The 20,477-nt window shown below is 66.9% G+C and carries 15 protein-coding genes; 11 read left to right on the plus strand and 4 right to left on the minus strand.

The genetic code is table 11. The features are described from left to right. Positions 1 to 68: 68 nt before the first annotated feature. From VF329_13205 to VF329_13240, 8 genes are all read left to right on the plus strand, one after another. The gene (locus tag VF329_13205; GenBank protein HEX7081965.1) at positions 69 to 2,234 is read left to right on the plus strand and encodes a carboxypeptidase-like regulatory domain-containing protein; all 2,166 of its coding nucleotides are present in this window, start codon (positions 69 to 71) and stop codon (positions 2,232 to 2,234) included. Positions 2,235 to 2,376: 142 nt separating this feature from the next. After that, the gene (locus tag VF329_13210; GenBank protein HEX7081966.1) at positions 2,377 to 3,759 is read left to right on the plus strand and encodes a cytochrome ubiquinol oxidase subunit I; all 1,383 of its coding nucleotides are present in this window, start codon (positions 2,377 to 2,379) and stop codon (positions 3,757 to 3,759) included. Then, positions 3,759 to 4,763 carry a cytochrome d ubiquinol oxidase subunit II gene (gene cydB / locus VF329_13215; GenBank protein HEX7081967.1) on the plus strand — a complete coding sequence of 335 codons (1,005 nt, stop codon included), beginning with the start codon at positions 3,759 to 3,761 and terminating at the stop codon, positions 4,761 to 4,763. The genes VF329_13210 and cydB overlap by 1 nt, the downstream gene beginning before the upstream one ends. A 360-nt stretch (positions 4,764 to 5,123) precedes the next feature. Next, a complete protein-coding gene (locus VF329_13220) occupies positions 5,124 to 5,321 on the plus strand; it encodes a hypothetical protein (protein ID HEX7081968.1) in 198 nt (65 codons plus the stop codon). 59 nt (positions 5,322 to 5,380) lie between these two features. Beyond that, positions 5,381 to 5,764 carry a TM2 domain-containing protein gene (locus VF329_13225; protein ID HEX7081969.1) on the plus strand — a complete coding sequence of 128 codons (384 nt, stop codon included), beginning with the start codon at positions 5,381 to 5,383 and terminating at the stop codon, positions 5,762 to 5,764. A gap of 47 nt (positions 5,765 to 5,811) precedes the next feature. After that, positions 5,812 to 7,275, plus strand: coding sequence for a carotenoid oxygenase family protein (locus VF329_13230; GenBank protein ID HEX7081970.1), 1,464 nt, complete (start codon positions 5,812 to 5,814; stop codon positions 7,273 to 7,275). An 82-nt stretch (positions 7,276 to 7,357) separates the two neighbouring features. After that, positions 7,358 to 8,221, plus strand: a complete 864-nt coding sequence (locus VF329_13235) for an MBL fold metallo-hydrolase (protein ID HEX7081971.1) — start codon at positions 7,358 to 7,360, stop codon at positions 8,219 to 8,221. A 31-nt stretch (positions 8,222 to 8,252) separates the two neighbouring features. Further along, positions 8,253 to 9,095 (plus strand): DUF4159 domain-containing protein, encoded by an 843-nt coding sequence (locus VF329_13240; protein ID HEX7081972.1) that lies wholly within the window; start codon positions 8,253 to 8,255, stop codon positions 9,093 to 9,095. Between the two features lie 127 nt (positions 9,096 to 9,222). Here the strand turns inward: VF329_13240 and VF329_13245 are convergent, their stop codons facing one another. Then, on the minus strand, positions 9,223 to 10,098 hold the full coding sequence (locus VF329_13245; protein ID HEX7081973.1) for a dienelactone hydrolase family protein: 876 nt from the start codon (positions 10,096 to 10,098) through the stop codon (positions 9,223 to 9,225). Between the two features lie 124 nt (positions 10,099 to 10,222). On the opposite strand from VF329_13245, the gene VF329_13250 reads away from it, so the two are divergent. Together VF329_13250 and VF329_13255 are read left to right on the plus strand one after the other, a co-directional pair. Further along, positions 10,223 to 12,679 (plus strand): DNA polymerase II, encoded by a 2,457-nt coding sequence (locus VF329_13250; protein HEX7081974.1) that lies wholly within the window; start codon positions 10,223 to 10,225, stop codon positions 12,677 to 12,679. An 84-nt stretch (positions 12,680 to 12,763) separates the two neighbouring features. Then, the gene (locus tag VF329_13255; GenBank protein HEX7081975.1) at positions 12,764 to 13,171 is read left to right on the plus strand and encodes a DUF6152 family protein; all 408 of its coding nucleotides are present in this window, start codon (positions 12,764 to 12,766) and stop codon (positions 13,169 to 13,171) included. Between the two features lie 10 nt (positions 13,172 to 13,181). Here VF329_13255 and VF329_13260 read toward each other — a convergent pair whose 3' ends face one another. Together VF329_13260 and VF329_13265 are read right to left on the minus strand one after the other, a co-directional pair. Continuing rightward, positions 13,182 to 15,569 (minus strand): FtsX-like permease family protein, encoded by a 2,388-nt coding sequence (locus VF329_13260; protein ID HEX7081976.1) that lies wholly within the window; start codon positions 15,567 to 15,569, stop codon positions 13,182 to 13,184. Between the two features lies 1 nt (position 15,570). Next, entirely contained in the window at positions 15,571 to 16,251 is a 681-nt protein-coding gene (locus tag VF329_13265; protein ID HEX7081977.1) for an ABC transporter ATP-binding protein, read from the minus strand. 413 nt (positions 16,252 to 16,664) lie between these two features. Here VF329_13265 and VF329_13270 point away from each other — a divergent pair, with 413 nt between their 5' ends. Further along, the gene (locus tag VF329_13270) at positions 16,665 to 17,585 is read left to right on the plus strand and encodes a VOC family protein (GenBank protein HEX7081978.1); all 921 of its coding nucleotides are present in this window, start codon (positions 16,665 to 16,667) and stop codon (positions 17,583 to 17,585) included. A 12-nt stretch (positions 17,586 to 17,597) separates the two neighbouring features. Here VF329_13270 and VF329_13275 read toward each other — a convergent pair whose 3' ends face one another. Continuing rightward, positions 17,598 to 20,474 carry an insulinase family protein gene (locus VF329_13275; protein ID HEX7081979.1) on the minus strand — a complete coding sequence of 959 codons (2,877 nt, stop codon included), beginning with the start codon at positions 20,472 to 20,474 and terminating at the stop codon, positions 17,598 to 17,600. Positions 20,475 to 20,477 lie beyond the last annotated feature (3 nt).

A 20,477-nucleotide genomic window follows, 5' to 3' on the forward strand; every position in this document is an offset into this window, starting at 1 on the left:
GGAGCCGGCATGAGCAAGAAGAGAAATTCGCCGGCGCTCTCGCCCCTTTTTGCTGGAGAGGAAGTTCGATGAGTGAGCTCATGCGTCGGCGGATTCGGGGATTGGCATTGCGAGTCGGCGCGGCCGCTGCGGCCGCTGCGGCGTTCGGTGCCGCGCACGCGCAGCGCGCCGAGCAGATCCCCGAGGGGTACATCGCGGGAGTCGTCGAGAGCGAAGAGGGTCCGGAGGCCGGCGTGTGGGTCATCGCGGAGACTTCGGAGTTGAAGACGCCCTTCATCAAGATCGTCGTGACGGACGACGACGGCCGCTTCGTGCTGCCGCAGATGCCGGAGGCGACCTACCGCGTGTGGGTTCGCGGGTACGGGCTCGTCGATTCCGAGCCGATCGAAGGCCGCCCCGGAGACCACGAGCTCGAGCTCGATGCCGTCGTCGCCAAGACGCCGCAGGAGGCCGCCCAAGTCTATCCGGGCAACTATTGGATGTCGCTGTACGAGCCGCCGCCGAAGAGCGCGTTTCCGGGCACCGGCCCCGAGGGGAACGGCATCTCCCCGCAGATGCTCACGCAGCAGCACTGGATCTATAACTTGAAGAGCGCGTGCAATTTCTGCCACCAGCTGGGCAATCACATCACGCGCACGCTCGATCACATGGATCACCTCGGCTTCGCGACGCCCGAGGAGGCGTGGATCTATCGCACGCAGCTCGGCGTGCGCGGCAGCTCGATGGCCGGGGCGTTCGCGACCTTCGGCACGCAGGCGGCCTCCCGCGTCTTCGCCGATTGGACGAGTCGGATCGCCGCGGGCGAAGTGCCTCCCCAGCCGCCGCGGCCGGAAGGCATCGAGCGCAACGTCGTCCTGACGCTTTGGGACTGGGGCGTCGAGACCTCGTTCATGCACGACGAGGTCGCCACCGACAAGAACGACCCCACGGTCAATGCCTACGGGCCGATCTACGCCGTCTCGTCGGGGCACGGCAAGCTCACGGTGCTCGACCCCATCGAGAACGACACCTACGAGCTGACGATTCCCACCCGGGAGGATCCGCGCAAGGTCAACTCGCGCTTCCCGCCTCCCGGCATGCCGTCGAACTTCTGGGGGAACGAGCACCTTTGGGGGCTCGAGAATCCGGCCGACCCCCACAATCCGATGATGGATCACAAGGGCCGGGTGTGGATGACGTCGAAGATCCGCAACGAGCAGCCGGCCTGGTGCCGGCCGGGCTCGGACAACAAGTTCGCGCAGTACTATCCGCTGAACTTCAGCGCTCGGCAGGCGTCGTACTACGACCCGAGCACCGGCGAGTTCGTGCTGATCGACACGTGCTTCAGCACGCACCACTTGCAGTTCGACAACGACGCCGACCACACGCTCTACTTCAACGAGCTGCTCGGCCCGATCGTCGGCTGGATCAATACCCGCCAGTACGACCTCACGCGTGACGAGCAGGCTTCGCAAGGCTGGTGCCCGCAGGTGGTCGACACCAACGGCGACGGGCGCATCACGAAGCCGTGGAACGCGCCGGACGGCGAGTTCGATCCGAGCCGCGACACGGAGGTCCGCTTCAACCTCTACTCGGTCATCCCGAGCCCGGTCGACGGCGCGGTATGGGGCGCATCCGAGGAGTTCCCCGGCTACATCGTCCGCGTCGACCGAGGCGACAATCCGCCGGAGACCTGCATCACCGAGGTCTACAAGGTGCCCGAGGGAGGCTTGGATCCGCGCGGCATCGACATCGATTCGAACGGCATCGTCTGGACGGCGCTCGCCGCAAGCAGCCACCTCGCGAGCTTCGACCGCTCGAAGTGCGACGTGCTGAACGGCCCCGAGGCGCATCTCGGCGAGCTGTGCCCGCAGGGCTGGACGCTCTACGAGACGGATGGGCCGAACCTGAAAGGCACCGACGTGCCAACCGATTTCCACTATTACAACTGGGTGGACCAGCACAACGTCTCGGGGCTCGGCGAGAACACGCCGTTCGCCACCGGCTCGAACTCCGACGCGCTGCTCGCGCTCGACCCGGAAACCGGAGAGTGGCTCACGTTCCGCGTGCCGTACCCGCTCGGCTTCTACCATCGCGGGATGGACGGTCGCATCGACGATCCGAGCGCCGGCTGGAAGGGCCGCGCCCTCTACGCGAACTACGGCACGCACCTGGTCTGGCACATCGAGGGCGGCAAGGGCACGCGCGGCAAGCTCGTGCGCTTTCAAATTCGCCCCGATCCGCTCGCCCATTGAGCATGCATCGGGTGGCGGACACGAGTGCGTAGGATGTGTATCGTGTGCTGGACATGAGCGGTGTGCACCGGGTGGACGTGAGTCGCGTGCGTTAGGTAGCCGAACATGACGTTCCCGACATGAGCGTCGAGGGCTGAAGGCCATGGACGCGGTCCTGTTGGCGAGAATCCAGTTCGCTTTCACGATCGCGTTCCACATCATGTTCCCGGCGTTCACGATCGGGCTCGCGAGCTGGCTCGCGATGCTCGAGCTCCTTTGGCTTCGCACGGGCAAGCCGGCCTACCAGAGCCTCTATCAGTTCTGGCTCAAGATCTTCGCCGTCTCGTTCGGTCTCGGCGTCGTCTCGGGCATCGTCATGAGCTTCCAGTTCGGCACGAACTGGAGCGGCTTCAGCGAGGCGGCCGGCAACATCATCGGGCCGTTGCACGGCTACGAGGTGATGACGGCCTTCTTTCTCGAGGCCACGTTCCTCGGCGTCATGCTCTTCGGAGCGCAACGCGTGTCCCGCGGCGTGCATTTCTTCGCCACGTGCATGGTCGCGCTCGGGACGCTGCTCTCGGCGTTCTGGATTCTCGCCGCCAACAGCTGGATGCAGACGCCCGCGGGACACCGCTACGAGGACGGCGTGTTCTACGCCGAAAGCTGGCTGGAAGTCATCTTCAACCCGTCGTTCCCGTACCGCCTCGCGCACATGGTGACCGCGGCGTTTCTCTCGACCTGCTTCATCATCGCGGGCGTTGCGGCCACGCATCTGCTCGAAGGCCGGTTTCCACGGCGTGCGGGAGCGACGCTTCGTCTCGCGGTGATCTTCGCGAGCATCGTCGTGCCGATCCAGATCGTGATCGGCGACTTGCACGGCCTCAACACGCAGGAGCACCAGCCGGTAAAGGTCGCGGCCATCGAGGGCCATTGGGAGTCGCAAACCCGCGCCCCGCTGATTTTTTTCGCCGTGCCCGATCAGGAGGCCGAGCGCAACCGGCTCGAGATGGCCGTCCCCGGCCTCGGCAGCCTGATCCTCCATCACGATCTCGACGCGCGCGTCGCGGGCTTGAAGGATTTTCCGCCGAACGAGCGCCCCCCGGTCGCGTGGGTGTTCTACTCGTTCCGGGTGATGGTCGGCTTGGGTCTCGTGATGCTCGCGCTCGCCTGGATCGCGCTCGTGCACCTTTGGCGCGGCACGCTGGAGCGAACCCGCTGGCTGCTGCGTGCGTTCCGCTACGCGGCGCCGGCCGGGCTCGTCGCCCTGCTCGCGGGCTGGTTCACGACCGAGGTCGGCCGCCAGCCGTATCTGATCTACGGTCTGCTGCGGACCGCGGAAGGCGTCTCGCCGGTGCCGAGCGCGAGCGTAGGCACGACGCTCGCGCTGTTCGTTCTCGTTTACGGCGTGGTGTTCGGCGCCGGCGCCTACTACGTGATGAAGCTGATCCGGCACGGTCCCCTCGAGGCCGAGCCCGCGCGCCCGGATACGCCGACGGTGCGGCGGCCGCTGTCCGTGCCGGGCGATTCGATCGAGGAGCCGGGGTGATGGCGGGGGAGTGGCTCGACCTCGTCTGGCTCGCGCTGATCGCGTTCGCGATCTTCATGTACGTTCTGCTCGACGGCTTCGTCCTCGGCATTGGCATCCTGTTTCCCTTTGCGCCGAGCGACGAGAACCGCGGCACGATGATGATGTCGGTCGCGCCGATCTGGGACGGTAACGAGACGTGGCTCGTCCTCGGCGCCGGCGGCCTCTTCGCGATGTTCCCCGAAGCCTTCGCGATCGTCCTGCCGGCGCTCTACCTGCCGTTCATCTTCATGCTCTTCGGCCTGATTTTCCGCGGGATCGCGTTCGAATTCCGCTTCAAGGCGAGCCGCAGCCGCAAAATCTGGGATCGTTCGTTCCAGATCGGCTCGCTCGTGGCCACGTTCGCGCAAGGCATCGTGCTCGGCGCGTTCGTCCGCGGCTTCGAGATCGAGGGCGGCGCTTACGCTGGCGGCACGCTCGGCTGGCTGACGCCGTTCGGCCTGCTCGTCGGCGTCGCGCTGATCGCCGGCTACGCGCTGCTCGGGAGCACCTGGCTGATCATCAAGGGGCCGGGAGAGCTCGAGCGGTGGGCGCGCCGGGTGTCGGTGCGCCTGCTGATCGTCGTGCTCGGCGCGATCGCCGTAATCAGCGTATGGGTCGCGTTCCTGAACGAGACGATTCAGCAGCGTTGGTTCTCGCTGCCGAACTTCTACGTGCTCTCCCAGGTGCCGCTCCTGACGGTCGTGACCGGCTTTCTGCACTGGTACACGACGACGCGGGGGCGCTTGATCGCGCCGTTCGTGCTGACGATGGTCCTCTTCACCCTCGGATACGCCGGCCTCGCGATCAGCCTCTGGCCGAACATCGTTCCGCACGAGATCCCTTACTGGGAAGCGTCGGCGGCGCCGTCCAGTCAGATTTTCATGCTGGTCGGCGCCGCGATCACGCTGCCCGCGATCCTGTTCTACACGACCTACTCGTACTACGTGTTCCGCGGCAAGGTGCGCCGGGATCTCGTTTACTGACGCGCGCGAGCCTCGCCGCCCCGGGGGCATGTCCTTCCACGCCGGCCTTCCCGGCCACGCGGCGCCCCACGGCGCGACCTTCGGGCAACGCGGCGCCTCACGGCGCGACCTTCGGGCCGCGCGATGCCTCTCGGCGCGGCCTTCCGGTTGCGCGACGCCTTTCGGCACACCTTCCGGCCGCGCGACGCCTTTCGGCGCGAGACCTTCCGGCCATGCGAGGCCTCGCCGTCCCCCGGATGGCCCGAAAATTGCCCGGTGTCCTCGCTTGCCCGGCGGAACGCGGCGTGCTGCGGGCCGTGTTTGAAAAGAGCTGAGGGAACAGCCGAAGGGCCGGATCGCATGGAACGTCTGTTTCAAGTTTTGGACGAGATCGACGATTTCGTCACCATCGTGCGCCACCTCCTGCTGCGCCATAGCGCGCGGGCCGGACGCCGGAGGCCGCGCCGGGCGCCGGCGCCGGCTGCCGCAGGTCCACGCGCGCCGTCGATCGCCGATCCGTGCGCGCCGTCGATTGCTGCTCCGCAAGCGCCGTCGATCGCCGTCCGCCGCGCCGTTTGAGGTAAAGTCGTGCCCGGCCGCGCTTCGCCGGCCCACGCGACCTCTCGGGAGGCGTCCGGATGCACAACATGCTGATCGGGTACGTCCTTTGGATCTTCGGCTTCATGGGCGCCCACCGCTTCTACTACGGCCGGCCGATTACCGGCACGATCTGGTTTTTCACCCTCGGTTTGCTCTTCATCGGCTGGATCGTCGACCTCTTCCTGATTCCATGGATGGACCGCGTCGCGGAAGTGCGTTACACCCCCGGACCGAAGAACTACAACGTGGCGTGGATTCTGCTGACCTTCCTCGGGGTTTTCGGCATCCACCGGTTCTACATGGAGAAGTGGATCACGGGGATCCTCTATCTCCTGACCGGCGGGCTGTTTCTGATCGGCATCGTGTACGACTACTGGACGCTGAACGGCCAGCTGAGCGAGATCAATTCCCGCTACGCGTGACCGGGCTTCGGCCCTTCGACCATCGCTTTCGACCAGAGGGACGCCCAATGACGACACCTTTCCCGGACACGATGGACTTCGCCGGATTCAATCAGCCGTTGCGTATCGAGTGCGACATCTACGACCTCGTCGTCGAGGGCGAGATACCGGCCGAGATTCGCGGACGCTGGTACCGCGAGACGCCGGACCCGCAGTACCCGCCGATGCTCGGCCGCGATACGTATCTTTCCGGCGACGGCATGGTGTCGATGTTCACGTTCGAGGACGGCCACGTGGACTACAAGAGCCGCTACGTGATGACGGAGCGCTTGAAGAACGAGCGCGCGGCGCGTCGGTCGCTTTATGGGCTCTACCGCAATCCGTTCACCGACGACCCGTCCGTGCAGGGCAAGCCGGGGCGCAGCACGGCGAACACTACGCCGGTTCATCACGCCGGCAAGCTGCTCGCGACGAAGGAAGACGGCCGGCCTATCGAGCTCGATCCCGACACGCTCGAGACTCTCGGCGAGTACGACTTCGGCGGCCGTCTCGAGAGCCGCACGATGACGGCGCATCCGCGCATCGACTACGACACCGGGGAGATGCTCTTTTTCGGCTACGAGGCCGGCGGCCTCGCGTCGCGCGACGTCGCGTTCTGCGTCGCGGACCGGGCGGGGCGGCTCGTCCGCGAGAGCTGGTTCGAAGCGCCGTACGTGGGGCTCGTGCACGACTTCGCCGTGACGGAGGAGCACGTGATCTTTCCGTTCCAGCCGGTCACGGCGGATGAGGCGAGGCTGCGAGCCGGCGGACCGCATTGGGTATGGGAGCCCGAAAAGGGGACGGTGGTCGGCATCATGCCTCGAGAAGGCGGCGTGGACGAAATCCGTTGGTTCCGCGGCCCGGCCCGCTCGTTCTTCCATTTCATGAACGCGCATACCGAGGGCGACCTCGTGCATCTCGATTTCGGCGTTCTCGACGAGATCATGTTCCCGTTCATCCGCGAAGCCTCCGGGCTCGAAGGGCCGTTCGTGCCCGGGGAGCACAGCGGTCTCGTGCGCTGGACCTTCGATCTCGGCGGCGCGACGGACACGTGGCGCGAGACTCGACTCGGGCCGGGGGGCGATTTTCCGATCGTGGCCCGCAAGGATCACATGAAGGCCTACGCGATCGGCTACTACCAGCTTTTCGATCCGGAGAAGGGCCCTCCGCGGCTCGCCGGGCCGGTCGGTGCGGGGTTCAACACGATCGTGCGGATCGATCTTCGGACGGGCGAGCTGCGCACGTTCAGCCCGGGGCCGGCGCATACCGTTCAGGAGCACGTGCACGTGCCTTCGCGGGTGCCGGATCATGAGGGCTACCTCGTCTTCGCCGTCGATTTTCACGAGACGATGTCCTCGGAAATCTTCCTGCTCGAGGCGGAGCATCCGGAGCGCGGACCGATCGCGCGGATCAAGATGCCGATGCGGCTTCGCAATCAGGTGCACGGGACGTGGGTGCCGGCGGAGGAGCTCCGGCGCGCGAGCGCGCCTTGACACTGCGCTCGCGCTCTTCAAACATGGCGGCGCGCCCCCGAAAAGGAACAACGAGCGAGTCGATATGAAGAAGAACCACGTCTTGGCTGTCGTTTCGTCGGTGCTCGTCGCGGGCTTCGGTGCGGCTTCGATTGCACAGGAGGCTGCCTCGCCGTCGCCGCTGCACCTCGAGGTCTACACGTCGTCGCCACACGGCTTCTCGGTCACGTCGACGCTGATCTACGGCGAGCGCGAGCTGATCCTGATCGACCCGCAGTTCCTGTTGAGCGAGGCGAGGCAGGTCGTCGACCGGATCGAGGCCACCGGGCGCACGCTGACGACGATCTACACCACGCACGCGCACCCGGATCACTTCCTCGGCGTGGCTGCGATCAAGGAGGCGTTCCCGAACGCCCGATACGTGGCGCTGCCGGAAGTGCGCGAGCGGATCGCGACGGCGTGGCCGGCGCGGCGTAATTTCTGGTACGCGACGTACGGCGACGATTTGCCCTCGGCGACGCCGATCATGCCGGAGCCGATCGAAGGGGCGCTGACGATCGAGGGCCACGAGCTGCCGATTACGGGGGGACTGATGGGCGACGGGCCCGGAAATTCGTTCGTTTACGTGCCCGCGCTCGACGCCGTGGTTGCGGGCGATATCGTTTTCAACGCGTCGCATTTCTCTCCGCCGGAGGATCCGGCGGCTCTTTTCGCGACCTTCGATCGCATCGAGGCGCTCGATCCGGCCATCCTCGTCGCCGGTCACCAGCGGCAAGGCGCGCCGAACGACCCCGGTGCGATCGACTTCATGCGCACGTACATCGCGGACTTTCGCGAAGCCGTAGCCTCGTCGAGCTCCGGGGAGGAGCTCGAGGCGAAGATGCTCGAGAAGTACCCCGATCTCGCCCTCGAGAATCTGCTCGAGGGGGCCGCGGAAAGGGCCTTCGCGTCCGACGACGGCGAATAGGGCGAATGGTGTCCGGCACCTAACGCACGCAATGCATGTCCGGCACGCAACGCACCTGCTGCTCGCCCTGCTGGTCCTGTGCCTCGCGGCGGAGGGGGCGTGGGCGCAGAAGGCGTGGCGCGAATATCCGGGCATCGAGGGCGGCTGGTACCGGGCGCGCAAGCTGCCTGCCGACCACGACCGCGAGCCCGCGGAGTTCGTCGTCGGCCGCCTGATGTTCCCGCAGTCGCGCACCGGCTTCGCGCTCGGCGTCGGTCCCGGCGATTGGCGGCGCGGCGGCACGGCGTGGACCGTGGATTATCCGGAAGGCGACCGTACGTTCGCGCGCCTGCTCGAGCGCCTGACGACGATCGACGTGCGACTCGTCGAGCAGCCCGTGAACCTCGACGACGAGATCGACGTCTACTATTGGCCGTTCCTGATCTCCGGGCTCGTCGGCGCCTGGGACCTCACCGACTCGCAGGCCGCGAAGCTTCGCGAGTATCTGCTGCGCGGCGGCTTCCTCCTCTGCGACAGCTTCTACGGCACGTACGAGTGGGCGGGGTTCTTCGAAGGGATCCGGCGCGTGTTTCCGGACCGGCCGATCGTCGAGCTACCGGACGATCATCCGCTCTTTCACGTGGTCTACGATCTGACGGAGCGCCCCCAGGTCCCCACGTGGCAGCATTTGCCGCGCGGTTACCGCAACGACGGCGCGACGCCGCACTGGCGCGCGATCCTCGACGACGACGGCCGCGTGATGGTCATGATCGCGTACAACAACGACATCGCCGACGGCTGGCAGCGCGCCGACGAGTACCGGTACCCCCAAGAGGCCGCGAACCTGGCGATTCGCCTCGGCGTGAACTTCGCCGTATACGCGCTCACGCATTGACCGCGCAAAAAAGGTGTCAGACACCATTTCGGCAAAAAAGGTGTCTGACACCTGTTCGGTGGAAAAGGTGTCTGACACCTTTTTCGGGGGTGTCAGACGCCGTTTCCTTCCGCCCCGGAGGCGCTGATCAGGCGAGCGCGGTGCCGAAGAGCGCGAGCAGCCGGCTCCAGGCGCGCTCCGCCGCCTCCATGTTGTAGACGGCGGAGTCGGGCGGGCACCAGCCGTGCGCGGCGCCTTCGTACACCTCGATCTCGGCTTGCAACCCGGCGTCCGCGAAGGCCTGGCGCAGCACGTCCTTCGCTTCGGGCTGTCGCTCGTCGTCGTTATCCGCGATCGCGACGAGGAACTGTGCCTTCATCTTCGGGATCAAAAGGTGCGGGCTGTCGGGCGAGTCGCTGACGAGGTTCGCGCCGTGAAACGTCGCCGCCCCGGCCACCCGGTTCGGCACGGCCGCAGCCGTTCGCATGACGAGCGGCCCGCCCATGCAATAGCCGGTGGTCCCGATGCCGCGATTCGTGTCGACCGCGTCCTGCTCGTCCAGCCAGGCGATGAACGCGGGTGCGTCCGTCGCCGTCGTTTCCGGCGTCAGTGATTGCATGAGCGGAAACACCTTGTTGCGGACCGATTCGTCCGCGAAGCTCGCCCCCTCCGGAACGACGGGCGCGCGGGCCTGGCGGTAGAACGGATTGACCGTCAAGACCGAGTATCCGGACTCGGCCAGCCGCCTGCCCATCTCGCGGAAGGCGGGCCGCAGGCCGAGAATGTCCGGCCAGACGAGAACGCCTGCGTGCGCGCCGCTGGACGGGTGGACGAAGTGGCAGTCCGCGACGCCGTCCGGCGTCTCGATCTCCACGTCGGACTCGACGACGTCTTGCGCATTTGCGGCCCTCGGCAGAAGTGCCGCCACGCCGACGCCTGCGGACATCGCGCCGAACTCCCGCCGCGTGACGTTGCCGCGCTGCAGATATTTCTTCATGTCTTCTACGAAGTGATGATCGCACATACCCTGGTTCTCCTCGTTATTTCCGGTGCGCCGGGTGGACGTGGAACGACCTCGAGCCGGAAACTATACCTAATGCCGGGCCCGCTTTGACCGCATCGTTACTCGGACAGGCTCTTAAGCCCCAATGATCGCACGCGGCTTCATCCTTCAGGCAAGCTACCGGATCGTCCAAGGTCGAGACGGCGGGCGCATCCCCGTCGTTCATGTCTACGGCCGGCTCGAGGACGGAGCAACGTTTCTCGTCCGCGACGACCGGCGCCGGCCGCATTTCTACGTCCGCGCGGCGGATGCGTCGCGGATCGAGGCCCTGGGCGCCCCGCGGCCGATTCCGACGCCGAAGCGAACGTTCGACGGCGCGCCGGTCGCGCGCGTCGAGGTGCAAGTCCCGTCCGACGTGCCGCCGCTCCGAAGCCGCCTGCACGACGCGGGCGTCGAAACTTTCGAGGCCGACGTACGCTTCGCGATGCGCTACCTGATCGAGCGAGGCGTCAAAGGCGGATGCGAGATCGACGGCGGCGCTTCTCCCGGCAACGGCGTGACCTGGGTGTTCGACAATCCGGAGGTCCGCCCCGCGAACGTGGACGTGAAGCCGCGAATGCTCGCGTTCGACATCGAGACGGACCCGGCCGGCGAACGGCTGCTCGCGATCTCGCTGTTCTCGCCGGAGCTCGACGAGGTGCTGATCGTCGATTCGCGCGGCCGCCCGATGCCCGAGCATGCGACGCGGTGCGAGAGCGAGCGGGCGGCGCTCGATCTCTTCTGCGAACGCATCCGGACGCTCGACCCGGACGTCCTCACCGGCTGGAACACGATCGACTTCGATTTCACGGTTCTCGCGCGTATCGCCGAGCGCCTCGAGCACCCGTTCGTTCTCGGGCGCGGCCCCGGGGCGCTGCGGCTGCGAAAGGCGGAAGGCTATTTCGGCAGCGGTCAGGCCACGATTCCCGGCCGCCTGGTGCTCGACGGCATCGATCTTCTGCGCGGCGCGTTCGTGAGAATGGACGACTACTCGCTCGATGCGGTGGCGCGCGAGGTGCTCGGTGAAGGCAAGGCGTTGAAGGGCGATGTGCGGGATCGGATCGGCGAGATCATGCGCAACTACGAGCACGATCTAGACGCCTTCGCCCTCTATGCGCGCACCGACGCGCGTCTCGCGTACCGGATCATCGAGCGCATGCATCTCGTCGAGCTCGCGTACGCGCGCTCGCGGCTCACCGGCATGACGCCGGACCGTGTCGCCGCGAGCATCGCCTCGTTCGACTTCCTCTACCTCACCGAGCTCGAGAGGAAGGGCATCGTGGCCCCGACCGTGCGCTCCGGAGACTCCCGAGTGCACGTCGCGCAGCAGGGCGGGCACGTGCTCGAGCCGGTCCCGGGTCTGCACCGCAACGTCTGGGTATTCGATTTCAAGAGCCTCTACCCGAGCGTGATACGGACGTTCAACATCGATCCGTTGTCGCTCGTGGAGCCGGGGGGCGGCGGCGCGCTTGTGGCCGAGCGTACGGGCGGTCTGGACGCCGCGCCTGAAAGCAATCCGGAAGCCGCACTGGAAAGCGGTTCGGGCGCCGGACCGGAGCTCGGTCTGGAAACCGCCCCGATCCAAACGCCCGGCGCGGCCTTCCGCCGCGAGCCCGCAATCCTGCCGCGGATGCTCGACGAGCTCTTTCCGCGCCGCGAGGCCGCGAAAGCGGCGGGCGACGAGGTCGCCTCGCATGCCATCAAGATTTTGATGAACTCGTTCTACGGCGTGCTCGGCACGCCGGCATGCCGCTTTCACAATCCCGTCCTCGCGAATGCCATCACCGGCATGGGGCGCGATCTCCTGCTGTGGTCGAAGCGCTGGTTCGAGGACGCGGGATTCGAAGTGCTTTACGGCGACACGGACAGCCTGTTCGTGCGCTCGTGCATCGAGGACGCCGACGCCGCCCGCCGTCGCGGACCCGAGCTTGCCGCCGCGCTGAATGCGGATCTCGCACGGCACGTCGAGGATCGCTGGGGCGTCACGAGCCGGCTCGAGCTCAAGTTCGAGAAGCTCTACTCCAAGCTCTTTCTGCCGCGGGCGCGCCACAGCACGCGGGGCGCGAGCAAGCGCTATGCGGGGTTGCGCCACGGCGAGGAGGGCGCCGACGCGGTCGAGTTCGTCGGAATGGAGGTCGTGCGGCGCGACTGGACGGCGCTCGCGAAGGAGGTGCAGCGCGAGCTCTACGGGCGGCTCTTCACCGATCGGGCCGTGGATCGCTACCTCGCGGATGTCGTGCGCCGGGTCAGGAACGGCGAGCTCGACGACGCGCTCGTCTATCGCAAGAGCCTGCGCAAGAGCGCGGACGAGTACACCGCGACCACGCCGCCTCACGTCGCCGCCGCGCGCAAGTCGAGCCAGTCCGGGAAGCTCGTCAGCTACGTGATGACGACCGCCGGCGCCGAGCCGATCGACAACGTGCGGCATCCGCTCGACCGCGAGCACTACGTTCACAAGCAGGTCAAGGCGGTGGCCGAGCCGGTGCTCGCGGCGCTCGGGCTCGACTTCGAGCGCGTGATCGGCGACGACCGGCAGATGGATCTGTACTCGATGCTCGATTGAGCGCCGGACGGGCCGATGTAGTACGATCGGTCGGGGAGGGCGGTCGCCCCGCAGCACGAAGACGATCCACGAGGAATGCAAAGGATGACACGTCAGCGATATCTCGCCGTCGCGCTTCTCGCCGGCATCGGCGGAATGGCATTGCCGACGATCGCACTCGGCCATCACTCGTTCTCCGCGGAGTTCAGCCGCGATCTGCCGATCGAGGTCACGGGCAAGGTGGTGAAGGTGGAGTGGATGAACCCGCACGCGCGCTTCTACGTCGAGGCGGAGGGCGAGGACGGCGCGAAGGTCACTTGGGATTTCGAGCTGACGACGCCGAATATTCTGATGCGTCAGGGGTGGAGGCCGGACTCGCTGAAGCCCGGCGACACGGTCACGGTCAACGGGTGGCGCGCGCGCAATGCGCCGCACGTTGCGAATGCGGGCTCGGTCGTGCTCGCGAACGGGCAGAAGCTGTTTTCGGGCCGCGCGGAGGATCGGGAGAACTAGAGCGCACGGTTTACTCGTAGCGCAGCGCATGCGCGGGGTGCGTCCTCGCCGCGCGCGCGACCTGCGAGCCGACGGCCAGCAGCGCCGTCGCTGCGGCCAGCGCGCCGGCCAGCAGGAAGGGTCCCGCCCCGAGCTCCGTCCGGTAGGCGAAGGTCCCGAGCCAACGCTGCATGCCGACATAAGCGATCGGCGCGGCGATCGCGAACCCGATCGCGACGAGCAGCAGGTACTCGGCCGAAAGCACGCCGAGCAGGCGGCGCCGGCTCGCCCCGAGCACCTTGCGCACGCCGATCTCCTTTCGCCGGCGGTCCGCGTCGAACGCGGCGAGCCCGAGCAGACCGAGGCACGCGATCACCACGGCGAGCCCGGCGAAGGACGCGAAGACGCCGGCGAGACGCTCCTCGGCGCCGTACTGCGCGCCGAGATCGTCGGCGAGCCACGAGAACTGAAAGGGGAGGTCCGAGAAGCGCCGCCACAGCGCCTGCGCAGCGTCGATCGTGCTTGCGGCCGCGTTCGCATCGACCCGTGCGGCGATGTAGCGCGGCCCGTCGCTCGCAAACCCCTCGAGCGCATCGGACGCGACGGCCAGCACGACCGGATAGACCTCGCTGTGCAGCGAGCGGTAGTTGAAGTCCTCCGTCACGCCGACGACCGTGTGCACGAGCGTGCCTCCCCACGGCGGAACGAGCCTCTTGCCCACGGCTTCCTCGGGCGTCCAGCCGAGCTGCTTCGCGGCAGCCTCGTTCAGCACCAAGGCCGTCGCGTCCTCGGCCCGCAACGGGGACGGCGCGCGGCCCGCGGCGAGCGTCATCCCGAGCGTCGCGACGTAATCGGAATCGACGAACGTGTAATCGAGGTTACGTGCTTCGGCGCCCGGCGCGTCCGGCCGCCACATCGAGTTGAAGAAGAACGTGCCCGGCAGCGATGCCGCCGAGGTCACGGCCTGCACGCCCGGCAGCCGGCCGATCTCCTGCTCGAAGACGTCGGCGCCTTCGTCGAGGTAGTCGATCTGCCGTATGACGAGCACGGCCTCCGGATCGAAGCCGAGCCCCGCGCCGCTCAGGTAGCGGAACTGCTGGAGCACGATCGCGGTCGCGGTGATGAGCCCGATCGAGACCGCGAACTGAAAGACGACGAGGGTTTTGCGTAAGCGCTCGCCGGCGCCGCCTCCGCGGACCGGCCCGCCCTTCAGCACGCCGATCGGCTGGAAGCGGCTGAGCATGAGCGCGGGGTATGCCCCCGCGATAACGCCGACGAGCGCGGTCAAGCCGAGCAGGGCGAGCGCGTGCGGCGGATCGTAGAGCGTGTCGAGGGTCAGCGTTTTGTCGGCGAGCGCGTTGAACCACGGCAGCGCGAGCTTGCACAACGCGAGCGCGAGCACGAGGCCGAAAGCGCTCGTCAAGATCGACTCGGCGAGAAACTGCCGGGCGAGCTGCCGGCGGCGCGCGCCGAGCGTCTTGCGCACGCCGATCTCGCGCGCCCGCTCCGATGATCGGGCCGTCGCGAGGTTCGTGAAATTGATGCACGCGAGCAGCAGGATGAAGACCGCGAGCACGCCGAAAAGAGACACGTAGAGCGGATCGCCGTCGGCCGCGATCTCGACCGGGACGCCTTGGCCGAAGTGGATGTCGGGCAGCGGCTGAAGATGCGACACGAAATTGCTGCCTTGGTCGGCCGGCACGGTGTTGCGCGCATCGATGACGCGTGCGATCTCGTCGGCGACCCGGCTTTCGATCGCGCCCTCGTCGAGCAGCACGTACGTCAGAAAGCTGTTCACGCTCCACTCGAGGCCGCCTTGGTTCGCCGGCACCTCGGGGACCGACGCGACGAAGTCAAACTGGAGATGAGAGACCGCGGGCGGATCCGCGAGCACGCCAGTGACAACCATGTCCATGTCGTCGACCCGCAGCACTTCCCCGATCGGATCACCGTCCGGGAAATACCTCGCAACGCTGCTCTCCGTGATCAGCAGCGTGCCGGGACGGTCGAGCCGCGCTTCGCCGCGCAGGACCTCGAACGAGAAGACGTCGAAAAAGCCCGCGTCGGCGAAGAGGAACGCGGGCTCGACGAACTCCCGGCCGCCTCGGCGCACGCGCGGGCTGCTCGGCGCGACGCGCACGGCCTGCTCGACGCCCGGCACGCCGTCGAGCACCGGCGCGAGCGCTAAAGGCGTCGTCTCGATCGTCGCATGCAGATTCGGCCGGTCGAACTCGCGCAGCACCCGGTAGATGCGGTCGGCCTTCGCGTGGAAGTCGTCGTACGAGAGCTCGCTCTCGATGTAGAGCGCAATCACAAGGCACGCGGCAAGACCGATCGCGAGGCCGAGGACGTTGATCGCGAAGTAGCCGGGGCGGCGAAGGAGATAGCGAAACGCCGTCGTGAAGTAGCTCGCGAGCATGTCAGATTTCGGCCCGATCGGGCGGCACGATGCGCCCGTCGAGCAGATGCACGATGCGGTCGGCGCGCTTCGCGTGGCTCGGCGAATGCGTCGCCATCAGGATCGTCGCACCCTGCTCGTTCAGGATTTCCAGCATGCTCATGATCTCCTCGCCGTTCTGCGAGTCGAGGTTGCCGGTGGGCTCGTCGGCGAGGATCAGCTTGGGATCGCCGACGACCGCGCGCGCGACGGCCACGCGCTGCTGCTGACCGCCCGAAAGCTGATCGGGCTTGTGCTTCGCACGGGCCGAGAGGTCGACGAGCTCGAGCGCTTCGCGCACGAGGTTGCGGCGCTGCGCTCGCGGAATGCTCTGATACAGCAGCGGCAGCTCGACGTTCTCGTACACCGTCAGCTCGTCGAGCAGATTGAAGCTTTGGAAGATGAAGCCGACCTTGCCCTGGCGCAGGTCGGCGAGCTGGTCCTCGGAGTAGCGCGAGACCTCGTGCACCCCGAAGTGATACACTCCGCTCGTCGGCGTATCGATCAGACCGACGATGTTGAGCAGCGTGGACTTGCCGCAGCCCGAGGGCCCCATGACCGCGACGAACTCGCCTTGCTCGACGGCAAGGTCGATGCCGTCGAGAGACTTGGTCTCGAGCTCGAACGTGCGGTAGCGCTTCGTGACGCCCTTCAGACGTATCAGCGTGCGGCTGGCGTGCGCGACTCGGCCTTCGGTCCGTTCCGGGTCGCGCCCCTCCACGGCGAGGGAATGGCGGGACGGCTTCGACTCCTGAAGTTCATGCACCGCGCTCATTCGTTCCTCCCGCTCGGTGCCGCCAAGGTTCGCCGGCACGAATTTCGATGCGATCGTTTTCGGGACGCGACTGCGGCCACCGTTCCCGCTTTGGTGTATTGCATAAGCAATACGGTAATACTGTAACACGAGCCGGCGTGTCAAGCAGCGGCCGGCGCCGGGGAATCGGCGGAGATTGTGGCAGGCGCTGCCCGAGTCGTATCCTCGGTCGGCGGGGACGCGCAGGCGCGCGTGTCCGACCGGCCCGTCGGGCGGAAAATGCGACCCGGAGGCCGAGCATCACATTGGAGCGGGAGGCGGACATGAAATGGTCAGTCGGTTCGATGTCGGCGCTGGCCGCGGTATCGATCGTTTTGATGGGTGCGGGCCCTGCGGCGTCCGCCGAGGACGATCCCCCGCCGTCCGCGGGTCCGCTCCTGTGGCAGCCGTCGATGAACGTGTTTCGCCGTTTCGCGGTGGAGCCGGAAGCGATGTTCGAGTTCTACGGCGACGTGCTGGGTCTCGAGCAAATGGAAACCTTCAACGTCGGCGGCGGGACCGGCGTGGCGCGGTTCCGCGCCGGCGGATCGGTCGTGAAGCTGACGAAGCGCGTCGGCGACAGAACCTACGTGCCGGGGGGCGTTCGCGATGCCACGGGCCTTCGGCTGCTGACGTTCTTCTATCCGGATCGGGACGAGGTCGTGCAACGCTTTCTCGCGCGTGGCTATCCCGAGCCGCAGTTCGATGCGCTGCCGGGCACGAACCGCTCGTCCGCGCTCGTTAACGATCCCGACGGCCATCCGGTACAGCTCGTGATCGCTCCGGACGCGCCGGCCGAGCTTTACGATACCGTCGAGATCGGCTTGACGGTAAGCGATCTCGACGAGAGCCGCGCATTCTATCGGGAGTTCGTCGGGCTCGAGGAGCTGCCGCCGGTTCGAGATCCGGTCTTCGATACCACCAAGTATCCGTACCGCCACGGCACGACCATCGTGAGCCTGCGCAGCTTTGGCGACGAGCTTCCGGCCGACACGGGAACGGGCGGTATCCAATACGTCGTCACGAACGTCGAGACCGTGGACCGTCTTGCGAAGGAGCGCGGCGTGGCGATCGATCAGCCGCTGAGCGAGCTGCGCGGCTTCAGCCTGCAGACGATTTGGCTGGACGATCCGGACGGGATCACGAACTACTTTGCGGAAACGTCGCAGAGCCGGCAGGCGGCGGCCGACGAGTCCTCGCGGTAGCTACGGCGTTCGTTACTCGGACAGGCTCCTGGCGTCGCTCTCTTCCGGCACCAACGTCACGCGCACGTAGCGCTCCGGGTCGAGGTAGCGCTCGAGGCCGTCGCGAATCGCTTCCGGCGTCAGCGCCTCGATCCATTCCGGAAAGGCGAGGAGGGTCGCGGCGCCCGGCTCCGGCTCGTGCTGGTAGGAGCCGCTGAGCGCCGTCAACCACCAATCGTTTTGCCTGAGGCGCGTCTCATGTCTGCGCAGCATGGCTTCGCGCGTGTCGGCCACTTTGTCGGCTGGGGGACCTGCGCGCTTCAGCTCCTCGATCTCGGCGAAAATCGCCGCCGTGAGCTCGTTTGCGCGTTCCGGATCGGAGCTGAACTCGATGGTCATCATGTAGCCCTCGGCCGGCACCCAGCGGTATACGGGCCGCACCGACACGCCGTATGTGCCCCCGAGCTCCTCGCGCAAGACCTCGAACAGGTGCGTTTGCAAGAACGCCGCCAGGGCGCCGACCATCGTTCTTTCGCGCGGACCCTCGAGGTCGCCGTGGAAGGCGATGCGCGTTTGGCTGCGCGGCTCGAGGCCTTTACGCACGGTCTCCTCGACGACGCCTTCGGGCCAGCGCAAGCCGTGGTCGCGCCACGCCTCGGCCTTGCCCGCGGCGGGAAGCCCTCCAATGTAGCGCTCGACCAGCGGCCGTATCGTGTCGAGATCGAATGCGCCGACGAAGACGAAGGTGGCGCCGCTCGCATCCGCGAAACGATCGCGATAGAACGCGAGCGAGCGCTCGAGACTCATACGGTCGACCATTTCGGCCGTCATCGGCCGAGCGCGTGGATGATTGCGCGTCATCAGACGGGTGAACGCGTCGTTCAGCGCGACGGCAGGATCGTTGTCTCGGTTCGCGAGGACGAGGCGCAGCTGATTCTGGACCGCGGCGAAAGCGCGCTCATCCGCGCGCGGCGCCGTGAACCGCAAGTAGATCAGCTTGAACATCGTCTCGAGGTCTTGCACCGATGCCCGGCCCGAGACGCCGACTTCGCTGTCGGTGATCACGGGGTCGACCCTGACCGCCTTGCCGGTCAACACCCTCTGAAGCGCGTTGGCATCGAGCTCGCCGAGGCCGCCGGCCATGATCACGGGCACGGCTGTTCGCGCCGCGATGAGGTCCTCGTCGCTCGCGAGCGATAGGCCGCCGGGGAGAATGCCGCGGAAGACGACCTCATCGTCGTCGAAATCCGTGGGCTTGAGCACGACGAGAACGCCGTTGCCCAGTTCCCACTCCGTCAGGCCGCCCGGTCGAGTCCGCTCGTCGACGATGCTCGAGCCGGCGGGCGGCTCGGCGAGCAGTTCGGCGCCGGCGGATGTATCGACGTAGCGCTCGACCTCGGCCTCTTCGGCCTCGCGAAGGACCGCCGCGAGCGCCGCCTCGTCCGGGAGCTCGAGCCCGTCCTTCTCGGGCGCAGTGACCAGCACTACCCGGCTCGAATCGTCGAGCCAGCGGCGCCCGACGGCGTTGACCTCTTCGAGGGTGATTCCGGGCACGAAGCGCTCGTGCAGTGCCTTCTCGTACTCGATGCCCGGAACGGGCCGGCCCGTAAGAAAAGCTTCGGTGTACCGGCCCGCGAACGCCCTCGAAGGGCGGTCGTCACGCCTGGCGTACCGGCGCTCCATCTCGCGCAGGAGCGCAGTCTTGCCCCGCTCGAGCTCCGACTCCGTGAATCCGAAGTGCTCCACGCGCTCCGATTCCACGAGCAGGGCGCGCAACCCGCGCTCGATGCCGTCCTCGGGGACGACGGCGGAGAGCGTGTAGGCACCGGTGGCGCGAATGGGTTGGGTCGTTTCCGAGGACGCCTGCAAGAAAGGCGCGTCCGGCTCGCGTGCGATCTCCAGCAGGCGCAGGTTGAGCAGATCGTTGTAGAGCTCCTCGACGAGGCGCCGGCGATAGCCGCCGATCGTCCAGTCGGTGTCGGGCGCCATCTTGTGAAAAACCTGCACGGACGCCGTTCCGACCTCGGGGTCGGCCGCGACGGAGAACAGCGTCTCCGTGTGACTCGGGACGTCGTAGGCGACACGCTCCGGCGCTTCGGGCGAGGCGGCCGGCAGATCCTCGAAGTGCTGCCGAATCAGGGCCTCGATGCGGTCGGCGTCGAAATCGCCGACGGCGATGATTCCGAGGAGATCGGGGCGGTACCATTTTCGATAGAAGCCGAGCAGCGTGTCGCGGTCCATCGACCGAATGCTCTCCGGCGTGCCGATCGGCAGCCGCTGCGCATACCGTGATCCTCGCAAGAGAATCGGAAAGTGCAGATCGCGAACCCGGGATCCGGCGCCTTGTCCGCTCCTCCATTCCTCGAGCACGACGCTCCGCTCCTGCTCGATCTCGTCGGGATCGAGCGTGAGCGCGTGCGACCAGTCCTCGAGAATCTCGAAGGCCGTTTCCATGTGCTCGGGCACATCCGTGGGCACCGTCAGCATGTACACCGTCTCGTCGAACGACGTGCCCGCGTTGAGGCCGCGACCGACAGGCATGCCGATCGACTCCATGAACTCGACGAGCTCCTGCTTCTCGAAGTGCTCGGTGCCGTTGAACGCCATGTGCTCGAGAAAGTGCGCGGCGCCGAGCTCGTCGTCCTCCTCGAGCACGGAGCCTGCGTTCACGACGAGTCTGAGGAACGCGCGGTTCTCGGGCTCGTCGTTCTCGCGAATGAAGTATCGGAGGCCGTTGTCGAGCGTTCCGACGGTCAGCATCGACGTCGTGGGCAGCTCTCGATCGAGAAGCGCCGTGCGCGCTACATCGGAAGCGGGGCCGGTCTGGGCGCCGACGGGAGTCGCGAGCAACAAGAGCAGCGCGACGACAGGCAGCATACGGGTCGAAGGAAGGCGGCAAAGGCTTCTCATCTT

The sequence above is a fragment of the Gammaproteobacteria bacterium genome, from assembly GCA_036381015.1.
In the GTDB taxonomy this organism is placed as follows: domain Bacteria; phylum Pseudomonadota; class Gammaproteobacteria; order Steroidobacterales; family Rariloculaceae; genus ZC4RG20.

Bases quoted from the DNA above. Each gene is read 5' to 3' on its own strand.
- VF329_13250 (HEX7081974.1), top strand. From the start codon at position 10,223: ATGATCGCACGCGGCTTCATCCTTCAGGCAAGCTACCGGATCGTCCAA.
- VF329_13245 (HEX7081973.1), bottom strand. From the start codon at position 10,098: ATGTGCGATCATCACTTCGTAGAAGACATGAAGAAATATCTGCAGCGC.
- VF329_13230 (HEX7081970.1), top strand. From the start codon at position 5,812: ATGACGACACCTTTCCCGGACACGATGGACTTCGCCGGATTCAATCAG.
- cydB (HEX7081967.1), top strand. From the start codon at position 3,759: ATGGCGGGGGAGTGGCTCGACCTCGTCTGGCTCGCGCTGATCGCGTTC.
- VF329_13205 (HEX7081965.1), top strand. From the start codon at position 69: ATGAGTGAGCTCATGCGTCGGCGGATTCGGGGATTGGCATTGCGAGTC.
- VF329_13225 (HEX7081969.1), top strand. From the start codon at position 5,381: ATGCACAACATGCTGATCGGGTACGTCCTTTGGATCTTCGGCTTCATG.
- VF329_13270 (HEX7081978.1), top strand. From the start codon at position 16,665: ATGAAATGGTCAGTCGGTTCGATGTCGGCGCTGGCCGCGGTATCGATC.
- VF329_13240 (HEX7081972.1), top strand. From the start codon at position 8,253: ATGCATGTCCGGCACGCAACGCACCTGCTGCTCGCCCTGCTGGTCCTG.
- VF329_13255 (HEX7081975.1), top strand. From the start codon at position 12,764: ATGACACGTCAGCGATATCTCGCCGTCGCGCTTCTCGCCGGCATCGGC.
- VF329_13210 (HEX7081966.1), top strand. From the start codon at position 2,377: ATGGACGCGGTCCTGTTGGCGAGAATCCAGTTCGCTTTCACGATCGCG.
- VF329_13260 (HEX7081976.1), bottom strand. From the start codon at position 15,569: ATGCTCGCGAGCTACTTCACGACGGCGTTTCGCTATCTCCTTCGCCGC.
- VF329_13275 (HEX7081979.1), bottom strand. From the start codon at position 20,474: ATGAGAAGCCTTTGCCGCCTTCCTTCGACCCGTATGCTGCCTGTCGTC.